Here is a 24,435-nt window from a genome sequence, read left to right on the forward strand (position 1 = left end):
CGCCGATGGTAGTGTGGGAGTTCCCATGCGAGAGTAGGTCATCGTCAGGCACTTACATCAAAAAAATCCCCCGGGCTTGTCCCGGGGGATTTTTTTATGTCGGTCCGACAGGCGATGTATCGGGCGGGGGCGTTCCCATGGAGAGCCTCGGGCGCCGACCGCCGGAGGGCCGGCCCGGTCATCGACAGGCACTTATATCGAGAAAACCCCGGCTCATCGAATCGGGGTTTTTTCATGTCGGGCCGACAGGCGCCGTATCGGGCGGAGGAGGCCCCAGGGAGAGCCTCGGCCGTCGACCGCTGGAGGGTCGGCCCGCACCTCGTCAGGCACTGAGTCGGAAAAAGCCCCGGCCTCGAAAGAGGCCGGGGCTTTGCTTATTGGGCGAGCGAAAAGGGCCGGCGCAGAGCGAAGGGCGTTCCCGCGGAGAGTCGCGGGCGTCGCCCTCCGGAACGCCGGGACATCAGCGGCAGAGGCTTTCCAGGCCCTCGATCAGGCTGTCCATCTCGTCCTCGGTACCGATGGAGATGCGCAGCCAGCCGTCGAGCGTCTCGGTATTGAAGTGGCGCACCAGGATGCCGCGCTCGCGCAGGCCGACGAACAGCTGGGCGGCATCATGCTCGGGATGGCCGACCAGCAGGAAGTTGCTCTGCGACGGCAGCACCCGGAAGCCCAGCCCCTCCAGGCGGGTACGGGTGCGCTCGCGGGTGGTGATCACCGCCTCGCGGCAGGCATCGAAATGCGCACGATCCTCCAGGGCGGCGATGCCCACGGCGCTGGCCAGGCTGTCGATCGGGTAGGAGTTGAAGGAGTCCTTGACCCGCTCGAGGCCCTCGATCAGCTCCCGGGAGCCCACCGCGTAGCCCAGCCGCAGGCCGGCCAGGCTGCGGGACTTGGAGAAGGTGCCGGTGACCAGCAGGTTGGGGAAGCGCTCGACCAGCGGCACCGCGCTCTCGCCACCGAAGTCCACGTAGGCCTCGTCGACCAGCACCACCGAGGCGGTGACCCGCTCGAGCAGGCCGGCGATCGCCTCGCGACCGTGGCCATGGCCGGTGGGCGCGTTGGGGTTGGCGAAGATGGTGCCGCCGGCATCCGGCGAGAAGGCGTCCAGGTCGACGCGCCACTGGTCGTCCAGCGGCAGGGTGCGGCGCTTCACATCGTAGAGCCGGCAATAGACCGGGTAGAAGCTGTAGGTGATCGCCGGCATCTGCAGCGGGCGGTCGTGACAGAAGAAGGCCTGGAAGGCCAGGGCCAGCACCTCGTCGGAGCCGTTGCCGACGAACACCTGCTCGACCTCGACGCCGAACTCCCGGGCCAGGGCTTCGCGCAGGGCGCGGGAGTCGGGATCGGGGTAGCGGCGCAGGTGATCGGCGGGGAACTCCCGCAGGGCCCGCTCGACGCCGGGCGCCGGCGGGTAGGGGTTCTCGTTGGTGTTCAGCTTGATCAGGCGCTCGCGGGGCTGCTCGCCGGGGACATAGGGCGTCAGCTCGCGGACCTTGGGGCTCCAGAACTTGCTCATCGTCACTCTCTGGGTCTCGGGGCAATGCGGCCATGGTCGCCCGCCCGACGAGCCCGCGCAAGCCGCGGGCCATGCTAGGCTGTGGCCTCGTCTCTTCGCCTGCTACGGAAGCTCCCCGATGATCGGCCAGATCCTCGCCACCCTGCTGCCGGTATTCCTGATCGCCGGTTGTGGCACCCTCTACGGGCGCTATCGCCGTCCCGACATCCGCGGCCTCAACACCCTCAACATGGAGCTCTTCGTGCCCATGCTGGTGTTCGCCGTGCTCGCCGACCGGGAGGCGCCGCTGACCGACTATGCCCGGCTGGCCCTGGCCGCCACCGTGGTGGTGCTCGGCTCGGGGCTGCTGCTGTGGCCGCTAGTCAAGCTGCTGCGCCTGGAGACCAAGACCTTCCTGCCGCCGATGATGTTCAACAACTCCGGCAACATGGGCATTCCGCTGATCGTGCTGGCCTTCGGCGAGGCGGCCCTGCCCGCGGCGGTGGTGGTGTTCATCGTCGAGATGCTGCTGCATTTCTCGGTGGGGCTCTACATGCTCGATCCGCGCACGCCGCTGTGGCGGCTGCTGCGCATGCCCATCGTGCTCGCCAGCCTGGCCGGGCTGGGGCTCAACCTGGGGGGCGTCACCCTGCCCGGCTGGCTGCTGGAGTCCCTGGACATGCTGGGCGGGGTCTGCATTCCGCTGATGCTGTTCGCCCTGGGCGTGCGGATGCTCGACATCGACTTCGACGACTGGCGCACCGGCCTGCTCGGCGCGGTGCTCTGCCCGCTGTCGGGGCTGGTGCTGGCCTGGCCGATGGTTGTCTGGCTGGAGCTCTCGGGGCTATCGGCGGCGGCGCTCTGGGTGTTCGCCGCGCTGCCGCCGGCGGTGCTCAACTACCTGGTCGCCGAGCAGTACCGCCAGGAGCCCCACCGGGTCGCCTCGCTGGTGCTGATCGGCAACCTGGGCAGCCTGGTGGTGATGCCCCTGGTGCTGTGGTGGGTGTTCGAGCACGTCCAGCCCATGGCCGGCTGAGGGCACCCCGGGTGGCGTTCGGGCTGTCCGCGATTTGCGCGAGAGGTTATGCTGTGGGGAAGACGGCCGCGATGGCGGCGTCAGGCCCATTGGTTAGGAGGACGAAGATGCAAATCAGGACTTTGCTGGCCGGCTCCGCGATGCTCGCCCTGCTGGCGGGCTGTGCGACCGGTCCCGCCGGGCAGGGCACCGAGCCCGGGATGGACACCGCGGAACGGACCTATCAGGGCACCCTGCCGTGCCGCAACTGCGAGGGGATCGACCTGGACGTGACCCTGGTCGGCGATGCCCAGAGCAACGCCGCCGAGCGCACCTTCGACCTGCAGGCCTCCTATCGGGGGCATCCGCAGAACCCGCCGGACGAGAGCTACGCCGGCAACTGGGAGGTGCTGAGCGGCACCGCCAACGACCCGGAGGCCACCGTCTACGAGCTGACCCCGGAAGGCGATGGCCAGGTCTACTACTTCCTGCGCCTCGATCCCCAGACCCTGGAGCTGATCGACCCCCAGCGTCGCCGCTTCCAGAACAACGAGATGCTGCGACTCAACCGCCTCTGAGGCGAGCGAGCGCGGCGCCGACAGGAGGGGCGGCCATCGGGCCGCCCCTTCGTCTTTGCTGACCCTATCTCTCCCGGAAGCCCATGGCCAAAGCGAAAAGTGCCTTCGTGTGCACCGAGTGCGGTGCCGAATACCGCAAGTGGCAGGGGCAGTGCACCAGCTGCCGCGAATGGAACACCCTGAGCGAGGTCCGCCTCTCGGCGGCGCGCCCCGGGGCCGGCGGCGGCGCCGCGGCGTCGCGGGGCGGCTATGCCGGGGCCGTGTCCCGCGAGGTGGTCGACCTGGCCCAGGTCGACCTCGGCGAGGTGCCGCGGCTGTCGTCTACCTTCGAGGAGTTCGACCGGGTGCTGGGCGGCGGGCTGGTGCCTGGCTCCGCGGTGCTGCTGGGCGGCCATCCCGGCGCCGGCAAGTCGACCCTGCTGCTGCAGACCGCCTGCAAGCTCGCCCAGCAGCGCCGGGTGCTCTACGTCACCGGCGAGGAGTCGCTGTCCCAGGTGGCGATGCGCGCCCACCGCCTGCAGTTGCCCACCCAGGGCCTCAAGATGCTCGCCGAGACCAGCATCGAGACCATCCTCGGGGTGGCCGAGCGCGAGCGTCCGGATATCCTGATCATCGACTCCATCCAGACCACCCACCTGGAGGACGTGTCCTCCGCGCCGGGCGGAGTGGCCCAGGTGCGCGAGTCCGCCGCGGCCCTGACCCGCTTCGCCAAGCAGTCGAGCACCGTGCTGCTGCTGGTCGGCCACGTCACCAAGGACGGCACCCTGGCCGGCCCCAAGGTGCTCGAGCACATGATCGACGCCTCGCTGCTGCTCGAGGGCGGGGCCGATTCGCGCTTCCGGACCCTGCGTGGGCAGAAGAACCGCTTCGGGGCGGTCAACGAGCTGGGCGTGTTCGCCATGCTCGAGCATGGCCTCAAGGAGGTGAAGAACCCCAGCGCCATCTTCCTGTCGCGCACCGAGGAGCAGGCCCCGGGCAGCCTGGTGATGGTGGTCTGGGAGGGCACCCGGCCGATCCTGGTGGAGGTGCAGGCATTGCTCGACGACTCGGCACTGGGCAATCCGCGGCGGGTGGCGGTGGGCCTGGATCAGAACCGCCTGGCCATGCTGCTGGCCGTGCTGCACCGCCATGGCGGCCTGTTCACCGGCGACCAGGATGTCTTCCTCAACGTGGTGGGCGGGGTCAAGGTACTGGAGACCAGCGCCGATCTGGCCGTGCTGCTGGCGGTGGTCTCCAGCCTCCAGAGTCGCCCCCTGGCCCGCGAGCTGGTGGTGTTCGGCGAGGTGGGCCTGTCCGGGGAGATCCGCCCGGTGCCCAGCGGCCAGGAGCGCATCGTCGAGGCCGCCAAGCACGGCTTCCGGCGCGCCATCGTGCCCCGCGCCAACGCCCCCAAGCAGTCTCCCGAGGGCATGGAGGTGGTGGCCGTGGACAAGCTGGCCGATGCCCTCGAGGCCCTGTAACGGGCGGGCTCTGTTGTAGAATGCCGATAACGACGCCAAGGAGACCGTGATGAGTGCCATCCGCCTGACCCAGTACAGCCACGGCGCCGGCTGTGGCTGCAAGATCGCCCCCGACGTCCTCGACGGCATCCTGGCCAAGGCCGGGCCGGGCGCCAGCCACTCCCGGCTGATCGTCGGCAACCAGGGGCGCGAGGACGCCGCCGTCTACGACCTGGGCGACGGCCGCGGCATGATCGCCACCACCGACTTCTTCATGCCGATCGTCGACGATCCCTTCGATTTCGGCCGCATCGCCGCCACCAACGCCATCAGCGACGTCTTCGCCATGGGCGGCTCGCCGGTGATGGCGCTGGGCATCCTCGGCTGGCCGCTCGACAAGCTCGGCCCCGACATCGCCGGCGACGTGGTGGCCGGCGCCCAGGCGGTGTGCCGCGAGCTCGGCCTGGCGCTGGCCGGTGGGCACTCCATCGACGCCCCGGAGCCGATCTTCGGCCTGTCGGTCAACGGCCTGGTGGACCTCGAGCACCTCAAGCTCAACAAGGGCGCCCAGGAGGGCGACCTGCTCTACCTGACCAAGCCGCTGGGCGTGGGCCTGCTGACCACCGCCGAGAAGCAGGGGCTGCTGCAGCCCGGCCACCAGGGCCTGGCGCGTCGCACCATGCTCGAGTCCAACCGCATCGGCGTGGAGCTGGCCAAGATCGCCGGCGTGCATGCCATGACCGACGTCACCGGCTTCGGGCTGGCCGGTCACCTCAGCGAGGTCTGCGAGGCCAGCGGCGTGGCGGCGCGCATCGACTTCCGCCGTCTGCCGCGCCTGGCCGAGGCCGAGGCCTATCGCCGCCAGGGCGCGGTGCCCGGCGGCACCGGCCGCAACCGGGACGCCCTGGGGGCCGCCCTGCCGGCCATGGACGACGCCCACTGGCAGTGGCTGTGCGATCCCCAGACCTCCGGCGGCCTGCTGCTGTCGGTGCACCCCTCCTGGGAGGACGACGTGGAACGCGTCGGCCGGGCCCATGGCCTCGAGCTGGAGCCCTTCGGCGAGGTCGTCGCCGAGCGCGGCGCGGCGCGCATCGAGGTGCGGGGATGAGCCTGCCGCTGGTCGAGCCGGATCTCGCGCTGCTGCGCGAGGGCCGCCCGCTGATCGACGTGCGGGCCCCGGTGGAGTTCGCCCAGGGCGCCCTGCCCGGGGCGGTCAACCTGCCGCTGATGGACGACGAGGAGCGCCACCTGGTCGGCATCGAGTACAAGCGTCGCGGCCAGCAGGCCGCCATCGCCCTGGGCGAGCGTCTGGTCAGCGGCGGCATCAAGGCCGGCCGGGTCGCGGCCTGGGCCCGCGAGCTGGAGGCCCATCCGGATGCCATCGTCTATTGCTTCCGCGGCGGGCTGCGCTCCCAGGTCGCCCAGCAGTGGCTGGCCGAGGCCGGTATCACCCGGCCGCGGATCCGCGGCGGCTGGAAGGCCATGCGCCAGGCGCTGTGCGCGCGCATCGATGCCGCCGCCGACCAGCCGCTGCTGGTGGTGGGCGGCCTCACCGGCTGCGCCAAGACGGCGCTGATCGACGCCCTGGACCAGGGCCTGGATCTGGAAGGCTGCGCCCGTCACAAGGGCTCGGCCTTCGGTCGACACCCGCTGTCGGCGCCGTCGCAGATCGACTTCGAGCACGCCCTGGGGCGGCGCCTTCTGGAGCTGCCGGGGCCGGTGGTGCTCGAGGACGAGTCCCGCCACATCGGCTCGGCCAACGTGCCGCTGGCCTTCTGGCGCGGCATGGAGGGCGCCCCGCGGGTGCGGGTCGAGATGCCCCTGGACTGGCGGCTGGCGCAGATCCACAAGGACTACATCGACGACCTCTGGGAGGTCTACCGGCATCATTGCGGCGACTGGCTGGGTTGGGCGCTGATGCGCAAGCAACTGGCCACGGCGCTCGGCCGGCTGCGCAAGCGGCTGGGCGGCGCCCGCCTGCAGCGTCTGCAGCGCCTGCAGCGGCTGGCCTTCCGCGAGCACGAGCGCGGCAATCGCCGGGCCCACGAGGCCTGGCTGGCGCCGCTGCTCACCGAATACTACGACCCCATGTATCGCTACCAGTTGGAGAAGCACGACGACCGGCGCTTCCTCCACGTGGGCGACTGGGACAGCTGCCTGGCCTTCGCCCGGGACTGGGCCGCCGAGGCCGAGCGCCGGGGCGCGCCCCGGCCCGTCACGGCCTGAGCCTCAGGCCGCCCGGACGCGGCGCAGCCACTGGGTCATCAGCCGGTCCAGCAGCGGGGCCAGGCGATCGAAGCGCCGGCCGTCCTCGAGCATGGCGGCGCGATCCTGGCGATAGGGGCTGCGCGCGTCGCCCTCGGGGCGCGGCAGGTGATCCAGCATGGCGGCCACGCTCTCCGGCGTCGCCTCCAGGTGGCAGAGCAGGCCCACCACCCGGCCGGCGTCCCAGGCGAAGCCCTGCAGCGGGCTGGCCTGGCTGCCGCCCAGCGACAGGGCGTCGTCCGGCAGGCCGAAGATGGCGCGATGCCAGGTGAAGGCTTCGAAGCGCTCGGGCAGGTCGAAGGGGCTCTCGTCGGCCAGGGTGATGGCCTGCCAGCCGGTCTCGGCATGGGTGCCGCGGGACACCGTGGCGCCCAGCGCCTCGGCGATCAGCCGGGCGCCGTAGCCGATGCCCAGCAGCGGCGTGTGCCCGTCCAGGGTCCGGTCGATGAGCTTGCGCTCGCGGCGCTCCCAGCCGGGGGCCGGGTCGGCTCCCTCGGGGCCATCGAGCACGACCAGGGCGTCGGCCTCGCCGGGGCGGGGCGGCAGCTCGCCTTGGTCCAGGTGGAAGACGGTATGGCTGTGCCCCATGCTGTCAAGCCAGTCGCCGAGGCGGGCGGGCCCGCGGTGAGGGCTGTGCTGGAGCAGGTGAAGGTGCATGGGCGACCTCGCCGAACGGGAAAGCGGAAGGGGAGGCAGGGTACATGAAGGCGGCCCTGAAGGAACAGATACTGACCGTGCTGGCCGAGATCCCGCCGGGGCGCGTCACCACCTACGGGCGCATCGCCGCCATGACCGAGGGCGGCACGCCCCGCCTGGTGGCCCGGGCGCTGCGCGAGCTGCCCGCCGGGCACGGCCTGCCCTGGTTCCGGGTGATCACCGCCTCGCGCCGGCTGGCCGAGCATCCCGGGGCCGACGAGCAGCGCCGCCGGCTGATCGACGAGGGCGTGGCCTTCGACGCCCGGGGCAGGGTCGTGCCGGAGCGCATGTGGCCTTGAGCGGCGACATGCCGGCAGCGCTATCCATCAATGACTCGGACAACAGGGTTTCAAGGAGAGTCCATGAGCGGTTTCTTTCAGCGCCTGCAGGCGCTTCCCCCGCGCCGCCAGCAGGCCTTCATGGCCGCGCTGTGCGAGCGGCTGCTGCCCAACTACGCCTTCTACGCCGAGGCCTCCGGCCAGGGCGATCCCCGGGGGCTGCGCGCCGTGCTCGACCTGGTCTGGGAGCGGCTGGCGGTCAAGGACGCGCGCATCGACTTCGAGCGCCAGGCCGAGAAGCTGGCCGAGCTGGAGCCGCCGGCCGAGGACGACAGCTTCGGTGCCCGGCGGGCCCTGGAGGCGGTCGTGGCGATCTCGTCGCTGCTCGATACCCTGCGCGGCGAGTCGCCGGAGGCGGTGCTGGAAGTCAGCAAGACCTCCAGAGGAGGTGTCAGGGCCTTTATCGAGCTGACCGAGGGCGAGGAAGACGGCGAGCGCCTCGCCGCCCTGGTGCGCGAGCACCCGCTGATGGCGGACGAGAACGACTTCCAGGACGCGGTGCTCGAGGCGGTGGAGGGTGAGCTCGATCGCGACGGCCTCAAGGCGCTGCGCCGGCTGGGCCGCAACGAGGGCGTCAGCAACCTGGGGCTCGGCGGCGAGGAGTAGTCGCGCGTTGCTTTGGCATGGGACAGGCGCCTCGCGGCGCCCTTCGCGCAATAAATTGCGCTCCCACGAAAAGCGCTGCAGGCGGGGCCTCCGAGCCTTTGACGCGAAGGGCCCACCGACTGGTGGGCCCTTCGTGCTTCCGGAAAAGGAACGGAGAGGATTGATGTCGCGAGCGCAGCCATCAATCTCCGGTTCCTACAGCCGCATCTCGATCCCGCGCTCGGCCATATAGCGCTTGGCCTCGGGGATGGTGTACTCGCCGAAGTGGAAGATGCTGGCCGCCAGCACCGCGTCGGCGCCGCCGTCCTTGACGCCTTCCACCAGGTGGTCGAGGTTGCCGACGCCGCCGGAGGCGATCACCGGCACGCTCACCGCCTCGGAGATGGCGTGGGTCACGCCGATATCGAAGCCGGCCTTGGTGCCGTCGCGATCCATGCTGGTCAGCAGCAGCTCGCCGGCGCCGAGCTCGACCATCCTCTTCGCCCACTCCACGGCGTCGAGGCCGGTGGGGCGGCGGCCGCCGTGGGTGAAGATCTCCCAGCGCGGCGCCTCGCCTTCCTTCGAGACCTTCTTGGCGTCGATGGCCACCACGATGCACTGGCTGCCGAAACGCTCGGCGGCCTCGTGCACGAAGTCGGGGTTGTGCACCGCGGCGGTGTTGATCGACACCTTGTCGGCGCCGGCGTTGAGCATGGTGCGGATGTCGTCGCAGGTGCGGATGCCGCCGCCCACGGTCAGCGGGATGAACACCTCGCCGGCGATGCGCTCGACCATCTCCACCGTGGTGCCGCGATCCTCGTGGCTGGCGGTGATGTCGAGGAAGGTGATCTCGTCGGCGCCCTGCTGGTTGTAGCGCTGGGCGATCTCCACCGGGTCCCCGGCGTCGCGGATGCCGATGAAGTTGACGCCCTTGACCACCCGGCCGGCGTCGACGTCCAGGCAGGGGATGATGCGCTTGGCGAGTCCCATGGTCAGCTCCCGTCGCGTTGGCCGGTGAGTTCGTCGCACAGCGCCTGGGCCTCGGCCACGTCCAGGCTGCCCTCGTAGATGGCGCGGCCGGTGATGGCGCCGAGGATGCCCGGCTCGCGGGCCTCGACCAGGGCGCGCAGGTCGTCGAGGTTGGTCACGCCGCCGGAGGCGATCACCGGCAGGCCGCCTTCCCGGGCCAGCTCGGCGGTGGCCTCGACGTTGACGCCGCCCATCATGCCGTCGCGGGCGATATCGGTGTAGACGATCGAGGAGACGCCGTCGTCGGCGAAGCGCTTGGCCAGCTCGGTGGCCTTCTGGGTCGAGACCTCGGCCCAGCCATCGGTGGCCACATAGCCGTCGCGGGCGTCGAGGCCGACGATCACGTGGCCGGGGAAGGCCCGGCACATCTCGGTGACGAAGGCCGGTTCCTTGACCGCCTTGGTGCCGATGATCACCTGGGACACGCCGGCCTCCAGGTAATGCTCGATGGTCGCGGCCTCGCGGATGCCGCCGCCGATCTGGATCGGCAGGTCCGGGTAGGCGCGGGCGATGGCGGTGACCGCCTCGCCGTTGACCGGCGCGCCCTCGAAGGCGCCGTTGAGGTCGACCAGGTGCAGGCGGCGGGCGCCGGCCTCGACCCAGCGGGCGGCCATGGCCACCGGGTCGTCGCCGTAGGTGGTGGCGTCGTCCATCCGGCCTTGCTTGAGACGGACGCACTTGCCGTCCTTGAGATCGATGGCGGGGATTACCAGCATGTCCAGTCCTCTACGGGCGCCTCGAGGGGCCCTGTTGTTGGGGCGCGGCAGCGGGCGCCCATGAATGCAGCGTCACGGGCGCGTCGGCGCCCGGGGCAGGGGCCGCTCAGGGCGTCCACTGCACGAAGTTCTCCAGCAGCTTGAGGCCGGCCCGGGAGCTCTTCTCCGGGTGGAACTGCACGGCGAAGGTGGCGTCGCGGCCGGTGGCCACGTGGGCGGTGACACGCCCGTAGTCGGTGGTGCCGAACACCTGGGCGTCCTCGGTGGCCGCCACATAGTAGCCGTGCACGAAGTAGAAGTGCTCCTGGTCGTCGATGCCGGCCCACAGCGGGTGGTCGTGGCGCTGGCGCACCAGGTTCCAGCCCATGTGCGGCACCTTCAGGCGGTGGCCGCCGTCGTCGCGCATGTCGGTGGGGAAGCGCTTCACCTCGCCGGGCATGAAGCCCAGGCAGTCGATGCCGCCGTTCTCCTCGCTGTGGTCGTGCAGCATCTGCTGGCCCACGCAGATGCCCAGCAGCGGCTTGGCCTGCTGGGCCAGCAGCTCCTCGACCAGGCCGCGCAGTTCGGTGCGCTCGAGCTCGCCCATGCAGTCGCGGATGGCGCCCTGGCCGGGCAGCACCAGGCGGGTGGCGCCATGGATGCGGCGCGCATCGCGGGTCACCACCACGTGCTCATGGGTGACATGTTCCAGTGCCTTGGCGACGGAATGCAGGTTGCCCATCCCGTAGTCGATGACGGCAATGGTCATGGAAGGCTCCTCGTGTCGGTCGGCGGGGTCACAGGCTGCCCTTGGTGGACGGCATCTGGCCGGCCATGCGGGGATCCTCGGAGGCGGCCATGCGCAGCGCCCGCCCGAAGGCCTTGAAGATGGTCTCCGCCTGATGGTGGGCGTTGAAGCCCTTCAGGTTGTCGATGTGCAGGGTGACCCGGGCGTGGTTGACGAAGCCCTGGAAGAACTCCCAGAACAGCTGGGTGTCCAGCCGGCCGAGGGTGGCGCGGGTGAACTCGACGTCCATGAACAGGCCCGGGCGCCCCGAGAAGTCTACCACGACCCGCGACAGCGCCTCGTCCAGCGGCACGTAGGCGTGGCCGTAGCGGTAGATGCCGCGCTTGTCGCCGATCGCCTTGTCGAAGGCCTGGCCCAGGGTGATGCCCAGGTCCTCGACGGTATGGTGATCGTCGATATGCAGATCGCCCACGGCCTCGATGTCCAGGTCGATCAGGCCATGGCGGGCCACCTGGTCCAGCATGTGATCGAGGAAGGGAACGCCGGTCTCGCAGTTCAGCCGGCCCTCGCCGTCGAGGTTCACGGTGACGGTGATCTGGGTTTCCTTGGTGTCGCGGGTGACCGTGGCGATACGCTCGGACATGTCGGGTCTCCAGCGCCTGGGCGCGTGTCGGGATGGGGGTCGCCGTCGCGGCGATACGGACGGGGCGGCCCCGTCGTTGCAAGGCTGCCATTATAGTGAAACGCCACCCCCATCCGCTACAATGCCCCCACCAGGGGCAGGGCCGAGGGCCGCATGCCGTGGCTCCGGCCCCGCCCGCTACGATGGCCTTCCCATCCAGGAGCAGGCGCCGCCTGCCGGAGCTTCAGGAGACACCTGCATGCCGGTCACGCTTCAGCGCGTCGATCAAGCGGCCTGGGACGCGGACGCCCAGATCCGCACCGACCTGGTTCGCATCTACGCCGATGCGCCTCTCGAGCGCCTGCCGCGCCCCCCCGAGGCCTTCGTCGACGACCACCTGTCGGCACACCGCTTCTTCTGCTGCGCCCGCTTCAACGACCGCCTGCTGGGCGCCGTGGCGGTCTCGCCCGACGCCGAGGCCTGGTGGCTGTCGCATCTCTGCGTGCGCAAGACCACCCGGCGCCGCGGCGTGGGCTCGCGGCTGCTGGCGCTGATCGGCGAGGCGGCCCATGACGAAGGGGTTCGGCTGAGGGTGACGACCGCCCAGCTGACCATGGCCGACCAGGTGATGCTGGGCCGCATGGGCTATCGCCTGACCCATGCCGGCGACTATTTCGAACTGGATCTGACGCCCAAAGGAGCCGGGCAATGAAGCGAATCCTGCGTACCCTGCTGGCCGCCATCGGGGTCCTCGGCCTGGTGCTGGTCGGCGCCGTGGTGTTCATCACCACCTTCTTCGACCCCGAGGACCTCAAGCCGCGGCTGGTGGACGTGGTCCGCGAGCACAGCGGGCTGGAACTGGAGCTCGATGGCCCCCTGACCTGGTCCTTCTACCCGCGGCTGGGGGTCGGCGTCGAGTCCGCCGAGGCACGGTTGCCCACCCAGCCCCCCGAGGCCGCGCCCTTCGCCGCCTTCGACCACGCCGAGGTCAGCCTGGCCTTCGCCCCCCTGCTGCGCGGCGAGATCGCCATCGACGGCCTGACCCTGGATGGCCTGAACCTGCACCTGGAGCGCGATGCCGAGGGTCGGGGCAACTGGCAGACGCTGATCGAGCGGCTGCGCAGCCGCGGCGAGGAGGCGGAAGCCGTGCTGGCACCGGCCTCTGCCGGCCCCAACCCCGATGCCGGCGGCCTGGCGGTGGCGCTCAACATCGCCAGCGTCGAGATCCGCGACGGCCGCATCGACTACCGCGACGCCCGGGCCGGTCGCGCCCTGACCCTCGAGGGGGTCGATATCACCGGCAACAACGTCAATCCCGACCGGCCCTTCCCGCTGAGCGCCAGCCTCGAGGTGGCGCTGCGCGACGGCCTCGAGGCCGGGACGCCGCGGGTGATCAGCCAGCTGGGGCTCGAGGCCCGGGTCGACCTGGGGCTGGCCGAGGGCCGCCATGTCTTCAACAAGCTGACCCTGGAATCCAGCACGCGCCTGGGCGACGGCGAGCCCGCCCAGGAGGCGCGCCTGGACGCCGAGGCGCTGGTCGTCGACCTGGCCGGCGAGCACCTCGCCCTGAATGGCAGCCGCCTCGAGGCCAGCCTGCTGCACCCCCGGCTGGGCGAGAAGCGCCTGCCGCTGTCGCTGGCCTTCCGCCTGGAAGCCGACCTGGCCGCCCGCACGGCGCGGCTGCACGAGCTGGCGCTGACCGGCCCCGACGGCCTCGAGCTGACCGGCAACCTCGCCTTCCACGACCTGGCCGCGAGCCCGCGCTACGAGGGGCAGCTCCAGCTGGCCGAGATGTCGCTGCGCCCCTGGCTGATTCGCCTGGATGCCATGCCGGCCATGGCCGACAACGCCTCCCTCAAGCGAGTGGCCCTGACCAGCCCGATCAGCGGCGACCTCGAGGCGGTGAGCCTGGATGGCCTGACCCTGAGCCTGGACGGCAGCACCCTCAGCGGCCAGCTGGGCGGCCGCTTCGACGGCACGCGCCTGGAGGCCGACCTGCAGGGCGACCGCCTGGACCTGGATGGCTACCTGCCGCCGGACGACCGGCCCATGGCCGCCGGCGGGCCGAGCCTGCCCGGCGTGGGGAGGGCCTTCGCCGAGGACGGGGGCGGCGAGCTGGTGCCGGCCGGCTGGCTGGCGGACCTGTCCCTGGACGCCGAGCTGCGCCTCGGTGAGCTGGGGCTGATGGGCCAGACGTTCGGCGACGTGTCGCTGCGCCTCGTCGGCCGCGATGGCCGCCATCGCCTGGAGGCCTTCGAGTCCGGCTTCCACGACGGGCGCCTGACCGCCACCGGCGAGCTGGACGCCCGCGAGACGCCGCTGCGCTGGCGCCTGACGCCGCGTGTCGAGGCGCTGCGCCTGGGCGCCCTGCTGGATTCCCTGAGCGACGACCCGCCCGCCCTGGCGGGGCGCCTGAACGCCGATGGCGAGCTCGAGACCCGCGGCAACCGCCTCGCCGAGCTCAAGCGCGGCCTGAACGGCCGGCTGACCGCGCGCATGGACGAGGGACGCATCGTCGGCACCAACGTCTCCCGCGAGCTGTGCACCTCGGTGGCGCGGCTGGAAGGCGAGCAGACCCGCCGCGACTGGGCCGCCGACACCCGCTTCCGGCGCGCCGAGGCCAGCTTCGTGATTCGCGACGGCGTGGCCGAGACCGACGACCTGACCGTCACCCTGCCGGGCATCGCCCTGGGCGGCGAGGGGCGTCTCGACCTGACCAGCCAGCGCTTCGCGCTGGGCGCCGACGCGCGCTTCACCGAGAGCGTGGATGCCGCCTGCGAGGTCAATCCGCGGCTGGTCGACGTGCCCTTCCCGGTGCACTGCGACGGCGAGCTCGGCGGCGACAGCGCCGAGTGGTGCCGCTTCGACCGCGAGGCCTTCCGCGCCACCCTGGGCGACCTGCTGCGCCGCGAGGCGACCCGCCGGGTAGGCGAGGAGCTCCAGGAGCGCCTCGGCGACGAGGCCGGGGAGGCCGGGGAGGAACTTCGCGACGCCCTGGAGGGTCTCTTCCAGTGAGCAAGCTATAGCCAGTCCCTGCGCCGACCTTCGCGTCGGCGCTTTTTTTCGTGTCGAGAATGCCCATGACGGAGACGCCCCCCGAGATCCTGTGCCCCGATGCCTTCCGGCGTCGCCTGCTCGCCTGGTTCGATGTCCATGGCCGCCACGACCTGCCCTGGCAGCACGACCGCACCCCTTACCGGGTGTGGGTCTCGGAGATCATGCTGCAGCAGACCCAGGTCGCCACCGTGATCCCCTATTTCGAGCGCTTCATGGCGCGGTTTCCCGACGTGCGCTCGCTGGCCGCCGCCGAGCAGGACGAGGTGCTGCATCTGTGGACCGGCCTCGGCTACTACGCCCGCGGGCGCAACCTGCACAAGGCCGCCCGGGTGGTGGTGGACGAGCACGGCGGCGACTTCCCGGTGCACAGCCTCGACGCCATGGCCGCGCTGCCGGGCATCGGTCGCTCCACCGCCGGGGCGATCATCGCCCAGAGCACCGGCCAACGGGCGGTGATCCTCGACGGCAACGTCAAGCGCGTGCTCACCCGCCTGCATGCCGTGGCGGGCTGGCCGGGGCGGCCGGCGGTGGAGCGGCGGCTGTGGGCGCTGGCCGAGCGCTATACCCCCGAGGCCCGGGTGGTCGACTTCACCCAGGCGATGATGGACCTGGGCGCGACCCTGTGCCGGCGCGGCCAGCCCGACTGCCAGCGCTGCCCCTTCGAGGACGTCTGCCTGGCCCGCGCGCGGGACGAGACGCGTCGCTTCCCCGAGTCCAAGCCGAAGAAGGCGACCCCCAAGCGGCAGGCGACGATGCTGTTGCTGCAGGACGCCGACGGCCGGGTGCTGCTGGAGCAGCGTCCCTCCGCCGGCCTGTGGGGCGGCCTGTGGTGCCTGCCCCAGTTCGAGACCGACGACGCGCTCCAGGCCTGGCTCGACGCGCACGCGTTGGGAGCGCGGCTGGAGGCGCCCTGGGCGTCCTTCACCCATGTGTTCAGCCACTTTCGCCTCGAGATCACCCCCAGGCCGGCACGTGTCGCCCGTCTCGACGCCGTGGGCGAGGCGCGCCGCTGGGTCGACCCCGCCGCCCCCGGCGATATCGGCCTGGCCGCGCCGGTGAAGGGCTTGCTGGATGCGCTGCGCCCCTTCACCCTGAGCGTCCAGGACGCGACCTGATATCCCGCCACCCAGGAGAAACGCCCGATGAGCCAGACCGTCTTCTGCCGCAAGTACCAGCAAGAGCTCGAGGCCCTGCCGTTCCCGCCGCTGCCCGGCGCCAAGGGCCAGGAGATCCAGGCCAGCGTCTCGAAGCAGGCCTGGGAAGAGTGGCAGGCCCTGCAGACTCGACTGATCAACGAGAAGCACCTCAACATGCTGGAGCCCGAGGCGCGCGAATACCTGATGGACCAGCTGGAGCGCTTCCTCGACAACCGCGAGACCGACCAGGCCGAAGGGTATGTGCCGCCCGAGCGCTGAGCGCAGAGGATGTCGCTGGCCGCGCCCAACTTTTTGAAAACGAAAGGTTGACGCGAGCGGGCCATTACGGTTTAATACGCACCGTTGGCGAGGGCCAGATAGCTCAGTCGGTAGAGCAGGGGATTGAAAATCCCCGTGTCGGCGGTTCGATTCCGTCTCTGGCCACCACTTGCTGGGGTATAGCCAAGCGGTAAGGCACCGGTTTTTGGTATCGGCATGCGCAGGTTCGAATCCTGCTACCCCAGCCACGCCAACCTAAGTTCTCGAAAGGCCGTGAACGCGAGTTCACGGTCTTTCTGCTCAGGGGGTACCCTCCCCCGAGCTGAAGGCAGGCGGCGTTGCCGGCATAGCTCAGTTGGTAGAGCAACTGACTTGTAATCAGTAGGTCCCGGGTTCGACTCCTGGTGCCGGCACCATCAAAAGCCCTGCAAAATCAGCGCACTACGAGCATTCAAAAGCCGCCTCACAAGGGCGGCTTTTTCGTGTGTGTCCACATTGTGTCCACACCCCTCCGTCCAATCACATGCCGAGTCAGTCGACGACGATGCCGTCGCAGAGGTTGGCGCGGTAGTGGTCATACTCGACAAAGCGCGGGTCATGCCAGGTCAGGACCTCGCACGTCACGCCAGTCGAGCGCCGGTACCTTCGCCGGTAGTCCGGTTCCCCGAGCATGGCGATCACCTGTCCCTTGGTCATGCCCGGGATGATTTCTCCCCTGGCGTGCGCGCGCACGCGGGCATTGCGTTGCGTGAGGGAAGACTGGAAGTGGCTGGGGCTGCTGGCCGGCCGGCGCGCTGGTCGGGCGTCGTCGCGGCGTAGGTCGGGGAAGCCGCTGTAGTCCGGGGCCTCGTGAATGGTCAGGCCGCCGCCGTCGAGGGGCGCTGAGGCCCCCGGGCAGGGCGTCTCCTGATAGAGCGTGGCGTCGCCGATCCGGCACTTGTAGACCTGGGCCTGGGCGGGTAGCGCCAGCAGGGTCGCGGCCAGCAGCAGGGCGGGCTTGATCATCCTTGATCACCGTTGCGGTCGTGTCGATTACAGGAAGGTAGCACAAGCCCGGGGCCAGGGCGCCGCGGAGCCGTTCACGCCGCCGGCCTCCTGGGCCGGCCGTGATGGCTCGGCAAGACGGGAAGGCGGCAAAGGAGCCCCCGCATCGGGGCTCAAGGGCCCACCCCAAGCGGGGTGCAACGGGTGGGCGCCTGAGTCTAGGGAGGGCGTGCCCGAGACGATAAGGGCACGATCGGGATGTCATGAAATCTTAACCGTCGGCGACGGGCGAGAGGACGAAAAAGGCCCGCTGGAGGCAGCGGGCTGGAAGTGGCTTACACGCGGGGGATGGGAGAATGTAAGCAGGCTTATTTTCGCATTGGAGGCACACCCTGTAAACGGCAATGCTTCTCTTTTCTCGCCTGAGTGGAAAGTGTCGCAAGGCTGCGCCCGGGGCGGAGCGCGGTATGGGCGGGGCGGCGTCGGGAGCCGGGACAAAAAACACCCGCCAGGGGCGTGGCGGGTGAGAGGGGCTTACCAATAGGGGGAAGGGTAAGCCCCTCCATGCTTCCACATCCGATCCTAAATGTATATGGATGCAGTTTTGCTGATATACGGGGCCGACTGCAGGGCCAGGAGATGGCCAGGGCACCTGCCGAAACGGGACAAAAAAAGGCCTGCAGGCTGCAGGCCAAGTTCTCGCTCCCATTACCGGGCCATCCCGGATCATCTCCCTCGAGAGACCAGGCCATTGTGTCGGGGCCGTCTTGCAATCGTGTGACGCTCGGTCAGCTCAGGGGCCGGCGAGGTCGGATCGTGCCTGGCTGGGCGGGTGTCCCATGCGGCGGCGGTAGGCGCGGGAGAAGCTCGAGACGTCGGTGAAACCCAGGTCGAGGGCGATCTCGCCCACCGAGCGTCGGGTCTGGCACAGCCAGTAGCGGGCCCATTGCAGGCGTCGGCTCATCACGTACTGCTGCGGTGTCATGCCGAACTGGCGCTGGCAGAGCAGGTGAAGCTGGCTCTGGCCGAGGTGCATGGCCTCGGCCAGGGCCCGGTTGTCCGGCGGCGCGGCCAGGCGCTCGTCGATGAAGGCATCCAGGGCCACGGCGGAGAGGCGATCCCGGCGCGCCGTTCCGGTCGCGTCCGGGGCGAGCAGCTGGCAGAACTGGCTGACGAACAGCACCGCCAGCTGGTGGTTGACCAGGCTGCGCTGCTCGGCGGTGCGTGCCGCCTTCAGCTGTCCCGTGGCGAACTCGACCATCGGCAGCAGGGTGGGGGGCAGGCTGAGCGACCGGGCCTCGGCGAACAGCGACTCGCGTAGCGCCAGGGCGCAGCTGGCCTCCAGCGAGGCCAGGCAGGGATCGTCGCCGTCGAGGTCGATCACCAGCACCTCGCTGTCCTCCTCGCGGCCCAGGTAGGTGTGCGGTTCGCGGTGGGGCAGGATGGCGGCCTGGCCGAGCACCAGGCGCTCGCCGCCGCGGCTGAACTCGTAGTCCATGGCGCCGCGCCATCCCAGCATGAGCTGGTGATGGTCGTGACAGTGCTCGCCGGAGGAGCGGGCGATGCGGTTGCAACGGGCCTGGGTCTGGGACATGGGGCCCCCTCGGGAACGGGGCGATAGCGGAGCCTGGGACAACGCTTGCGGAGACAGGATCAAGAGACCGGGCGATGCCCCTCGTAGACTGGCTGAACAAGCACAGTTGAAAAGAGGTTGACATGTATCTCGACGCCGAGCAAGTGACCCAGGCCCTGCCCTGGGGCGCCATGGTGGACGCCCTGGACGACATCTTCACCCGCACCGTGCACTCGCCGGTGCGCCATCATCACCACATGCAGGTGCCCGGCGACCCGGACGCCACCCTGCTGCTGATGCCGGCCTGGCTCGAGGGCCAGTACCTGGGCGTCAAGCAGGTCAACGTCTTCCCCGGCAACAGCCAGCGGGGCGAGCCGGGCCTCAGCGGCCACTACCTGCTGAGCTGCGCCCGTACCGGCCGTCACCTGGCCCAGCTGGACGGCAACGAGCTCACCGCCCGGCGCACCGCGGCGGCCTCGGCCCTGGCCGCGCGTTACCTGGCCCGGGAAGACGCCAGCGAACTGCTGATGGTCGGCGCCGGCCGCATGGGGCGCCGGCTGATCCCTGCCCATCGGGCCGTCAGGCCCATCGAGCGGGTCCGCGTCTGGGACATCCGCGAGACCTCGGCGGCGGCGCTGGTCGCCGACCTCCAGGCGGAGGGGCTCGAGGCCGAGGTGGTGCCGGCGGAGGGGCTGGCCGAGGCCGCCGGCCGTGCCGACATCATCAGCTGCGCCACCCTCAGCCGCGACCCGCTGATCCGCGGCGAATGGCTGACGCCCGGCGCGCACCTGGACCTAGTGGGCAGCTTCACGCCCTTCATGCGCGAGGCCGACGACGAGGTGATGCGTCGCGGCGCCATCTTCGTCGATACCCGCGCCGGGGCCCTGAGCGAGACCGGCGACCTGATCGACCCGCTCGAGAGCGGCGTGATCGCCGAGGCCGACATCCTCGCCGACTTCCCCGACCTCTGCGCGGGCCGCCATGCCGGCCGCGGCGCGCTGGCCGACCCGGAGCAGGCGATCACCGTCTTCAAGTCGGTGGGTGCCTCGGTGGAGGACCTGGCCGCCGCCATCCTGGCCTACGAACGCCGAGCGACACAGGCCTGAGCCCGGGGCGGCTCCCGCCGCCCGACTCCTGCGACACAACGACAACGAGGGCGGGCTCGCTCGCCCGGGAGTGCAAGACGAGATGAAAGACTATTCGACCCCCGCGATCCCCATGCCGCGGCTGCCCCTGGCGCTGATCCCCATCGTGCTGACCATCGCCCTGCTGGGCGTGCAGATCTTCTACTACGACGACTTCACCCCGCACATCCCGCTGGCCATCGGCTTCGGCATCACCGCCCTGGTCGGCTGGCTGCAGGGCTATCGCTGGAAGGACATCGAGGCCGGCGCCTTCCAGGTGCTGCACGTGGCCATGCCGTCCATCGCCACCCTGATCATCGTTGGCATGCTGGTGGGCACCTGGATCGCCAGCGGCACCGTGCCGATGCTCATCTACCTGGGGCTCGAGCTGATCGACCCCCGCTGGTTCCTGGCCGCGGCGATGCTGATGTGCTCCATGGTCTCGCTGTCGATCGGCTCCTCCTGGACCACCGTGGGCACCGTGGGCCTGGCGCTGATCGGCATCGGCGACGCCTTCGGCGTGCCGATCTACTGGACCGCCGGCGCGGTGGTCTCCGGGGCCTTCTTCGGCGACAAGATCTCGCCGCTGTCGGACACCACCAACCTCTCCCCGGCGGTGACCGAGACCAACATCTTCGATCACATCCGCTACATGCTGCCGACCACCATTCCCGCCATGCTGATCGCCCTGGCGGTGTACCTGGTGGTGGGCGGCGCCGAGGGCGGGGCGGGCGACTCCCTGGCGCGCATCGAGACCATCAAGCAGGGACTGGCCGACGGCTTCGAGATGGGTGTCTGGCAGCTGCTGCCGCTGGTGGTGGTCATCGGCCTGGCCTTCTTCAAGGTGGCGCCGATCCCGGCCCTGTTCATCGGCGTGATGCTGGGCGGCGGCGTGGCCATCCTGACCCAGGGCGCCTCCGTCCACGATGCCCTGACCTTCGCCCACAGCGGCTTTGCCATCGAGACCGGCACCGCGACCCTGGACAGCCTGCTCAACCGCGGCGGCGTCACCTCCATGACCTGGGTGGTGACCCTGATGATGTTCGCCCTGGCCTACGGCGGCGCGCTCGAGCGCACCCGCTGCCTGGAGGCCATCGTCGGCGCCATCATGAAGCGCCTCGAGGGCTTCCGCGGCCTGCAGACCAGCGCCATCCTGACCTCCATCGCCACCAACGTGGTCTCCGGCGACGTCTACCTGTCCATCGCCCTGCCGGGGCGCATGTACAAGCCGGCCTACGACCGGGTGGGCTACTCGCGGCTGAACCTGTCCCGGGCCATCGAGGAGGGCGGCACCCTGGTCTCGCCGCTGGTGCCCTGGAACGCGGGAGGAGCCTTCGTGATCGGCGCCCTGGGCCTGACCGTGACCGCCGGCGACTTCAGCCAGCTGCTCTACATCCCCCTGGCCTTCGCCTGCTGGCTGTCGCCGCTGTTCGGCATCCTCTATGCCCAGCTGGGCTGGTTCTCCAGGCGCGCCGACGCCGCCGAGGGAGAAGGCAGTGAGGCCGCGGCCCTGGCGGAGAAGCGGGGATGAGCGAGGCGGTCTCTCGCGCGCGGGTCGCGGTGGTGGGCGCCGGCGTGGTCGGCATGACCACCGCGCTGGCCCTGCAGCGACAGGGCCTCGCCGTCACCGTGCTCGATCCCCGAGGCCCCGGGGAGGGCGCCTCCTACGGCAATGCCGGCTTCCTGGCCACCGAGCTGATCGATCCGCTGTCGACGCCGGCCATGCTGCGCCAGGCCCCGCGCCTGTGGCTCGATCGCCATGGCCCCCTGGCCCTGCCGTGGCGCTACCTGCCACGGCTGGCCCCCTGGCTGGCGCGTTTTCTCGCCGCGGCGGCCCCGGCCCGGGTCCGCCGGGGGCGCCGGGCCCTGGCGGCCCTCAACGGGGCCTCGGTGGATGCCTGGCGGCGCTGCCTGGCCGATATCGGCGCCGAGGACGAACTGGTGGCCTCGGGCTACCTGCTGGTCTGGGAATCCCCGCAGGGGCGGGAGGCCGCCAGGGCCCGGATGGCACACCTGGAGCGCTGGGGGCATGCGGTGGAATGGCTCGAGGGCGAGGTGCTGCGCGCCCGGGAGCCGGGCCTTTCCGGCGCGCTCAGTCACGGCCTCTTCTTCCCCGGCGCCCACCAGGTGCGGGATCCCTACGCCCTGGTGAGGCGCCTGGCCGAGGCCTTCCGCGCTCGCGGCGGGGCGATCCGCCAGGCCCGTGTCGAGCGCCTCGAGCCCCGGGGCGAGGGCGTCCGGCTGCACACCGATCAGGGCGCGCTCGACGCGGCCCAGGCGGTGGTGGCGGCGGGGGCCTGGAGCCACCGCCTGGCCGCCGGCCTGGGGCTCTCGGTGCCCCTGGAGACCGAGCGGGGCTATCACCTGACCCTGCCCGGGCGCGGCCGGGCCCTGCGTCAGCCGGTGGGCTCGGCGGAGCGGCGCTGCGTGATGACGCCCATGGACTGTGGCCTGCGCGTCGTCGGCTTCACCGAGCTCGGCGGCCTGTCGCTGCCGCCGGTGGCGCGCCGCTACGCCTCGCTGCGCCATCACGCCGGTGGCCTGCTGGAGGACGGGCGCGGCCTCGACGAGAACGCCGAGGAATGGATGGGCTTTCGGCCGACCCTGCCGGATTCCCTGCCGGTCATCGATACCCACCCGGCCTATCCGGCGGTGCACTTCGCCTTCGGCCATCAGCACCTGGGGCTGACCCAGGCGGCGATCAGCGCGGAGCAGGTCGCGGCCCTGGTGGCCGGCGAGCGCCCGGGCCTGGAGCTCGCCCCCTATCGGGTGAGCCGTTTCGCTGCCCGCCGTGCATCGCCCGACATCGCCGCCCCCTAGCCGCAGGCCCCGGGAGGATGCGAGGATCCCGGGGCCTTGAAAACCCCGGGCGGCGTCACCACGTCCCCTGCGCAGGTCCCTCGAGGCCCCGCCGTGCGGCTGACCGCCGTCGGTCACGAGATCGAATCTGAACCCATTCCGACTGCTACAGGAGGTATTGGATGTCAGTGCAGACATCGTCCAACCGACCGCTGGACCAGGCGACCCAGTTCATCGTCGATTCCCCCGACCCCGAGAGCCGGGTGCGCAGCGCCCCGCTGCCCGGGGAGGACCCCTATCCCACCCGCCTCGCCGAACCCCTCGACCTGCCCTGGCTCAACCGCCAGGAGGCCGTGGTCAAGGGGCGCGATCGCGAGGGGCCGCTCACCTCGGCGCAGCTCGATGCGTTCGAGCGCCAGGGCTTCCTCTTCGAGCCGGACTTCCTGCGCGGCGACGAGCTCGACGAGCTGCGTCGGGAGCTCGGTCGCCTGCTCGAGCGCGACGACTACCGGGGCCGCGACTTCAGCATCACCGAGCCCCAGGGCAACGAGATCCGCTCGCTGTTCGCGGTGCACTTCCTGTCGCGGATCTTCGGTCGCCTGGCCAACGACGAGCGCCTGACCGGCCGGGCCCGGCAGATCCTCGGCGGCGAGCCCTATGTCCATCAGTCGCGGATCAACTACAAGCCCGGCTTCGAGGGCAAGGGCTTCAACTGGCACTCGGACTTCGAGACCTGGCACGCCGAGGACGGCATGCCGGCAATGCACGCCGTGAGCGCCTCCATCGTGCTCACCGACAACCACACCTTCAACGGCCCGCTGATGCTGATCCCGGGATCACACCGGGTGTTCGTGCCCTGCCTGGGCGAGACCCCGGAGGATCATCACAAGCAGTCGCTCAAGACCCAGGAGTTCGGCGTGCCGAGCCGCGAGGCGCTGCGCCGGCTGATCGATCGCCACGGCATCGAGGCGCCCACCGGGGCCGCCGGCGGCCTGCTGCTGTTCGACTGCAACACCCTGCACGGCTCCAACGCCAACATGTCGCCGGACCCGCGCAGCAACGTCTTCTTCGTCTACAACCGCCGCGACAACCGCTGCGGCGAGCCCTACGCCGCCGCCAAGCGGCGTCCGCGCTTCCTGGCTCACGACCCCGACGAGGCCTGGTCGCCGGACGCCTGATGCGGGGGGTAGACTGGCGGTGTCTGCCCCGCGTCGGGCCCCATCCGCACAAGGAGTCGAGTCGGAATGCGCTTCGTACCCCGTTTCACCGATGGCCGGGAGACGTCCTGGCTGCTGGGCAAGATCGTCTGCGTCGGCCGCAACTACGCCGACCACGCCCGGGAACTGGACAACCCGGTGCCCAGCGAGCCGCTGCTGTTCATCAAGCCGGCCTCCAGCGCCGTGGCGCTCGAGGCGCCGATCGAGGCCCCCTTCGCCCGCGGCGAGGTGCACTTCGAGACCGAACTGGCGCTGCTGATCGGCGCGCCGGTCAGCGAGGCCACCGCCGCCGAGGCGGAGCAGGCCATCGTCGGCATCGGCCTGGCGCTGGACCTGACCCTGCGCGACGTCCAGGCGCGGCTCAAGGAGAAGGGGCATCCCTGGGAGCGGGCCAAGGCCTTCGACGGCGCCTGCCCGCTGTCGGCCTTCCTGCCGCTGGCCGAGGTGCCCAACTGGAGCGCCCTGGCCTTCACCCTGGCGGTGGACGGCGAGGAGCGCCAGCACGGCCACGGGGCCGATATGCTGTTCCCGGTGCCGGAGCTGGTCGCCGAGATGAGCCGCCACTTCACCCTGGAGCCGGGCGATGTGGTGCTCACCGGCACGCCGGCCGGGGTGGGGCCGCTGCCGCGGGGCGCCGAGCTGAGCCTGACGCTGACCGGGGGGCTGGAGGTGAGCACCCGGGTAATCGACTAGGCCGACCCCCCGGGCCACCAACGACAAGGGCCCCTGCCGGCATCGCCGGCAGGGGCCCTGTCGCGTCC

General features: G+C 70.7%; 24 protein-coding genes and 3 tRNA genes. 19 read left to right on the forward strand and 8 right to left on the reverse strand.

Annotation, left to right across the window (positions count from 1 at the left end):
- Nucleotides 1-460: 460 nt before the first annotated feature.
- The gene (gene hisC / locus QC818_RS15960) at nt 461-1,516 is read right to left on the reverse strand and encodes a histidinol-phosphate transaminase (protein ID WP_309653854.1); all 1,056 of its coding nucleotides are present in this window, start codon (nt 1,514-1,516) and stop codon (nt 461-463) included.
- A gap of 118 nt (nt 1,517-1,634) precedes the next feature.
- On the opposite strand from hisC, the gene QC818_RS15965 reads away from it, so the two are divergent.
- The 5 genes from QC818_RS15965 (at nt 1,635) to mnmH (ending at nt 6,753) form a co-directional block, all read left to right on the forward strand.
- A complete protein-coding gene (locus QC818_RS15965) occupies nt 1,635-2,531 on the forward strand; it encodes an AEC family transporter (RefSeq protein ID WP_309653855.1) in 897 nt (298 codons plus the stop codon).
- Between the two features lie 107 nt (nt 2,532-2,638).
- Complete coding sequence (locus QC818_RS15970; RefSeq protein WP_309653856.1) at nt 2,639-3,088, forward strand: copper resistance protein NlpE N-terminal domain-containing protein; 450 nt, start codon at nt 2,639-2,641, stop codon at nt 3,086-3,088.
- Nucleotides 3,089-3,171: 83 nt separating this feature from the next.
- Nucleotides 3,172-4,548: a DNA repair protein RadA gene (radA, locus tag QC818_RS15975; protein ID WP_309653857.1), complete on the forward strand. Its 1,377-nt coding sequence runs from the start codon at nt 3,172-3,174 to the stop codon at nt 4,546-4,548.
- A gap of 46 nt (nt 4,549-4,594) precedes the next feature.
- Entirely contained in the window at nt 4,595-5,635 is a 1,041-nt protein-coding gene (gene selD, locus QC818_RS15980; RefSeq protein ID WP_374710098.1) for a selenide, water dikinase SelD, read from the forward strand.
- The gene (gene mnmH / locus QC818_RS15985) at nt 5,632-6,753 is read left to right on the forward strand and encodes a tRNA 2-selenouridine(34) synthase MnmH (protein ID WP_309653859.1); all 1,122 of its coding nucleotides are present in this window, start codon (nt 5,632-5,634) and stop codon (nt 6,751-6,753) included. The genes selD and mnmH overlap by 4 nt, the downstream gene beginning before the upstream one ends.
- A 3-nt stretch (nt 6,754-6,756) precedes the next feature.
- Here mnmH and QC818_RS15990 read toward each other — a convergent pair whose 3' ends face one another.
- Nucleotides 6,757-7,449: a type 1 glutamine amidotransferase gene (locus QC818_RS15990; protein ID WP_309653860.1), complete on the reverse strand. Its 693-nt coding sequence runs from the start codon at nt 7,447-7,449 to the stop codon at nt 6,757-6,759.
- Between the two features lie 44 nt (nt 7,450-7,493).
- On the opposite strand from QC818_RS15990, the gene QC818_RS15995 reads away from it, so the two are divergent.
- Nucleotides 7,494-7,787, forward strand: coding sequence for an MGMT family protein (locus QC818_RS15995; protein WP_309653861.1), 294 nt, complete (start codon nt 7,494-7,496; stop codon nt 7,785-7,787).
- A gap of 63 nt (nt 7,788-7,850) precedes the next feature.
- Nucleotides 7,851-8,432 carry a YjaG family protein gene (locus QC818_RS16000; protein WP_309653862.1) on the forward strand — a complete coding sequence of 194 codons (582 nt, stop codon included), beginning with the start codon at nt 7,851-7,853 and terminating at the stop codon, nt 8,430-8,432.
- Between the two features lie 195 nt (nt 8,433-8,627).
- Here the strand turns inward: QC818_RS16000 and hisF are convergent, their stop codons facing one another.
- The 4 genes from hisF to hisB form a co-directional block, all read right to left on the reverse strand.
- Nucleotides 8,628-9,401 carry an imidazole glycerol phosphate synthase subunit HisF gene (hisF, locus tag QC818_RS16005; RefSeq protein WP_309653863.1) on the reverse strand — a complete coding sequence of 258 codons (774 nt, stop codon included), beginning with the start codon at nt 9,399-9,401 and terminating at the stop codon, nt 8,628-8,630.
- Nucleotides 9,402-9,403: 2 nt separating this feature from the next.
- Nucleotides 9,404-10,156 carry a 1-(5-phosphoribosyl)-5-[(5-phosphoribosylamino)methylideneamino]imidazole-4-carboxamide isomerase gene (gene hisA / locus QC818_RS16010; protein ID WP_309653864.1) on the reverse strand — a complete coding sequence of 251 codons (753 nt, stop codon included), beginning with the start codon at nt 10,154-10,156 and terminating at the stop codon, nt 9,404-9,406.
- 106 nt (nt 10,157-10,262) lie between these two features.
- A complete protein-coding gene (hisH, locus tag QC818_RS16015; protein WP_309653865.1) occupies nt 10,263-10,904 on the reverse strand; it encodes an imidazole glycerol phosphate synthase subunit HisH in 642 nt (213 codons plus the stop codon).
- A gap of 28 nt (nt 10,905-10,932) precedes the next feature.
- Nucleotides 10,933-11,526 (reverse strand): imidazoleglycerol-phosphate dehydratase HisB, encoded by a 594-nt coding sequence (gene hisB, locus QC818_RS16020; protein WP_309653866.1) that lies wholly within the window; start codon nt 11,524-11,526, stop codon nt 10,933-10,935.
- 238 nt (nt 11,527-11,764) lie between these two features.
- Here hisB and QC818_RS16025 point away from each other — a divergent pair, with 238 nt between their 5' ends.
- From QC818_RS16025 to QC818_RS16055, 7 genes are all read left to right on the forward strand, one after another.
- Nucleotides 11,765-12,217: an acetyl-CoA sensor PanZ family protein gene (locus QC818_RS16025; RefSeq protein ID WP_309653867.1), complete on the forward strand. Its 453-nt coding sequence runs from the start codon at nt 11,765-11,767 to the stop codon at nt 12,215-12,217.
- The gene (locus QC818_RS16030; RefSeq protein WP_309653868.1) at nt 12,214-14,520 is read left to right on the forward strand and encodes an AsmA family protein; all 2,307 of its coding nucleotides are present in this window, start codon (nt 12,214-12,216) and stop codon (nt 14,518-14,520) included. The genes QC818_RS16025 and QC818_RS16030 overlap by 4 nt, the downstream gene beginning before the upstream one ends.
- 65 nt (nt 14,521-14,585) lie before the next feature.
- Nucleotides 14,586-15,677 (forward strand): A/G-specific adenine glycosylase, encoded by a 1,092-nt coding sequence (gene mutY, locus QC818_RS16035; protein WP_309653869.1) that lies wholly within the window; start codon nt 14,586-14,588, stop codon nt 15,675-15,677.
- Nucleotides 15,678-15,704: 27 nt separating this feature from the next.
- Nucleotides 15,705-15,977: an oxidative damage protection protein gene (locus QC818_RS16040; protein WP_309653870.1), complete on the forward strand. Its 273-nt coding sequence runs from the start codon at nt 15,705-15,707 to the stop codon at nt 15,975-15,977.
- Between the two features lie 92 nt (nt 15,978-16,069).
- Nucleotides 16,070-16,145, forward strand: a tRNA-Phe gene (locus tag QC818_RS16045).
- 5 nt (nt 16,146-16,150) lie between these two features.
- Nucleotides 16,151-16,225 (forward strand) — tRNA-Gln (locus QC818_RS16050).
- Between the two features lie 92 nt (nt 16,226-16,317).
- Nucleotides 16,318-16,393: transfer RNA gene (locus QC818_RS16055), tRNA-Thr, on the forward strand.
- Between the two features lie 115 nt (nt 16,394-16,508).
- Here the strand turns inward: QC818_RS16055 and QC818_RS16060 are convergent.
- On the reverse strand, nt 16,509-16,982 hold the full coding sequence (locus tag QC818_RS16060) for a hypothetical protein (RefSeq protein ID WP_309653871.1): 474 nt from the start codon (nt 16,980-16,982) through the stop codon (nt 16,509-16,511).
- Between the two features lie 772 nt (nt 16,983-17,754).
- Nucleotides 17,755-18,555 (reverse strand): helix-turn-helix transcriptional regulator, encoded by an 801-nt coding sequence (locus tag QC818_RS16065; protein ID WP_309653872.1) that lies wholly within the window; start codon nt 18,553-18,555, stop codon nt 17,755-17,757.
- A gap of 122 nt (nt 18,556-18,677) precedes the next feature.
- Between QC818_RS16065 and lhpI the strand changes: the two genes are divergently transcribed.
- The 5 genes from lhpI (at nt 18,678) to QC818_RS16090 (ending at nt 24,367) form a co-directional block, all read left to right on the forward strand.
- Nucleotides 18,678-19,640 (forward strand): bifunctional Delta(1)-pyrroline-2-carboxylate/Delta(1)-piperideine-2-carboxylate reductase, encoded by a 963-nt coding sequence (lhpI, locus tag QC818_RS16070; protein WP_309653873.1) that lies wholly within the window; start codon nt 18,678-18,680, stop codon nt 19,638-19,640.
- 82 nt (nt 19,641-19,722) lie between these two features.
- The gene (nhaC, locus tag QC818_RS16075) at nt 19,723-21,189 is read left to right on the forward strand and encodes a Na+/H+ antiporter NhaC (RefSeq protein ID WP_309653874.1); all 1,467 of its coding nucleotides are present in this window, start codon (nt 19,723-19,725) and stop codon (nt 21,187-21,189) included.
- Entirely contained in the window at nt 21,186-22,478 is a 1,293-nt protein-coding gene (locus QC818_RS16080; protein WP_309653875.1) for an NAD(P)/FAD-dependent oxidoreductase, read from the forward strand. The genes nhaC and QC818_RS16080 overlap by 4 nt, the downstream gene beginning before the upstream one ends.
- Nucleotides 22,479-22,639: 161 nt before the next feature.
- The gene (gene thpD / locus QC818_RS16085) at nt 22,640-23,635 is read left to right on the forward strand and encodes an ectoine hydroxylase (protein ID WP_309653876.1); all 996 of its coding nucleotides are present in this window, start codon (nt 22,640-22,642) and stop codon (nt 23,633-23,635) included.
- A gap of 66 nt (nt 23,636-23,701) precedes the next feature.
- The gene (locus tag QC818_RS16090) at nt 23,702-24,367 is read left to right on the forward strand and encodes a fumarylacetoacetate hydrolase family protein (protein ID WP_309653877.1); all 666 of its coding nucleotides are present in this window, start codon (nt 23,702-23,704) and stop codon (nt 24,365-24,367) included.
- Nucleotides 24,368-24,435: the final 68 nt, after the last annotated feature.

The organism is Halomonas koreensis (assembly GCF_031451675.1).
Classification (GTDB): Bacteria; Pseudomonadota; Gammaproteobacteria; order Pseudomonadales; family Halomonadaceae; genus Halomonas; species Halomonas koreensis.

Excerpts from the sequence above, each read along its gene's own strand:
- hisC (WP_309653854.1), bottom strand. The coding sequence starts at position 1,516 with ATGAGCAAGTTCTGGAGCCCCAAGGTCCGCGAGCTGACGCCCTATGTC.
- QC818_RS15965 (WP_309653855.1), top strand. The coding sequence starts at position 1,635 with ATGATCGGCCAGATCCTCGCCACCCTGCTGCCGGTATTCCTGATCGCC.
- QC818_RS15970 (WP_309653856.1), top strand. The coding sequence starts at position 2,639 with ATGCAAATCAGGACTTTGCTGGCCGGCTCCGCGATGCTCGCCCTGCTG.
- radA (WP_309653857.1), top strand. The coding sequence starts at position 3,172 with ATGGCCAAAGCGAAAAGTGCCTTCGTGTGCACCGAGTGCGGTGCCGAA.
- mnmH (WP_309653859.1), top strand. The coding sequence starts at position 5,632 with ATGAGCCTGCCGCTGGTCGAGCCGGATCTCGCGCTGCTGCGCGAGGGC.
- QC818_RS15990 (WP_309653860.1), bottom strand. The coding sequence starts at position 7,449 with ATGCACCTTCACCTGCTCCAGCACAGCCCTCACCGCGGGCCCGCCCGC.
- QC818_RS15995 (WP_309653861.1), top strand. The coding sequence starts at position 7,494 with ATGAAGGCGGCCCTGAAGGAACAGATACTGACCGTGCTGGCCGAGATC.
- QC818_RS16000 (WP_309653862.1), top strand. The coding sequence starts at position 7,851 with ATGAGCGGTTTCTTTCAGCGCCTGCAGGCGCTTCCCCCGCGCCGCCAG.
- hisF (WP_309653863.1), bottom strand. The coding sequence starts at position 9,401 with ATGGGACTCGCCAAGCGCATCATCCCCTGCCTGGACGTCGACGCCGGC.
- hisA (WP_309653864.1), bottom strand. The coding sequence starts at position 10,156 with ATGCTGGTAATCCCCGCCATCGATCTCAAGGACGGCAAGTGCGTCCGT.
- hisH (WP_309653865.1), bottom strand. The coding sequence starts at position 10,904 with ATGACCATTGCCGTCATCGACTACGGGATGGGCAACCTGCATTCCGTC.
- hisB (WP_309653866.1), bottom strand. The coding sequence starts at position 11,526 with ATGTCCGAGCGTATCGCCACGGTCACCCGCGACACCAAGGAAACCCAG.
- QC818_RS16025 (WP_309653867.1), top strand. The coding sequence starts at position 11,765 with ATGCCGGTCACGCTTCAGCGCGTCGATCAAGCGGCCTGGGACGCGGAC.
- QC818_RS16030 (WP_309653868.1), top strand. The coding sequence starts at position 12,214 with ATGAAGCGAATCCTGCGTACCCTGCTGGCCGCCATCGGGGTCCTCGGC.
- mutY (WP_309653869.1), top strand. The coding sequence starts at position 14,586 with ATGACGGAGACGCCCCCCGAGATCCTGTGCCCCGATGCCTTCCGGCGT.
- QC818_RS16040 (WP_309653870.1), top strand. The coding sequence starts at position 15,705 with ATGAGCCAGACCGTCTTCTGCCGCAAGTACCAGCAAGAGCTCGAGGCC.
- QC818_RS16060 (WP_309653871.1), bottom strand. The coding sequence starts at position 16,982 with ATGATCAAGCCCGCCCTGCTGCTGGCCGCGACCCTGCTGGCGCTACCC.
- QC818_RS16065 (WP_309653872.1), bottom strand. The coding sequence starts at position 18,555 with ATGTCCCAGACCCAGGCCCGTTGCAACCGCATCGCCCGCTCCTCCGGC.
- lhpI (WP_309653873.1), top strand. The coding sequence starts at position 18,678 with ATGTATCTCGACGCCGAGCAAGTGACCCAGGCCCTGCCCTGGGGCGCC.
- nhaC (WP_309653874.1), top strand. The coding sequence starts at position 19,723 with ATGAAAGACTATTCGACCCCCGCGATCCCCATGCCGCGGCTGCCCCTG.
- QC818_RS16080 (WP_309653875.1), top strand. The coding sequence starts at position 21,186 with ATGAGCGAGGCGGTCTCTCGCGCGCGGGTCGCGGTGGTGGGCGCCGGC.
- thpD (WP_309653876.1), top strand. The coding sequence starts at position 22,640 with ATGTCAGTGCAGACATCGTCCAACCGACCGCTGGACCAGGCGACCCAG.
- QC818_RS16090 (WP_309653877.1), top strand. The coding sequence starts at position 23,702 with ATGCGCTTCGTACCCCGTTTCACCGATGGCCGGGAGACGTCCTGGCTG.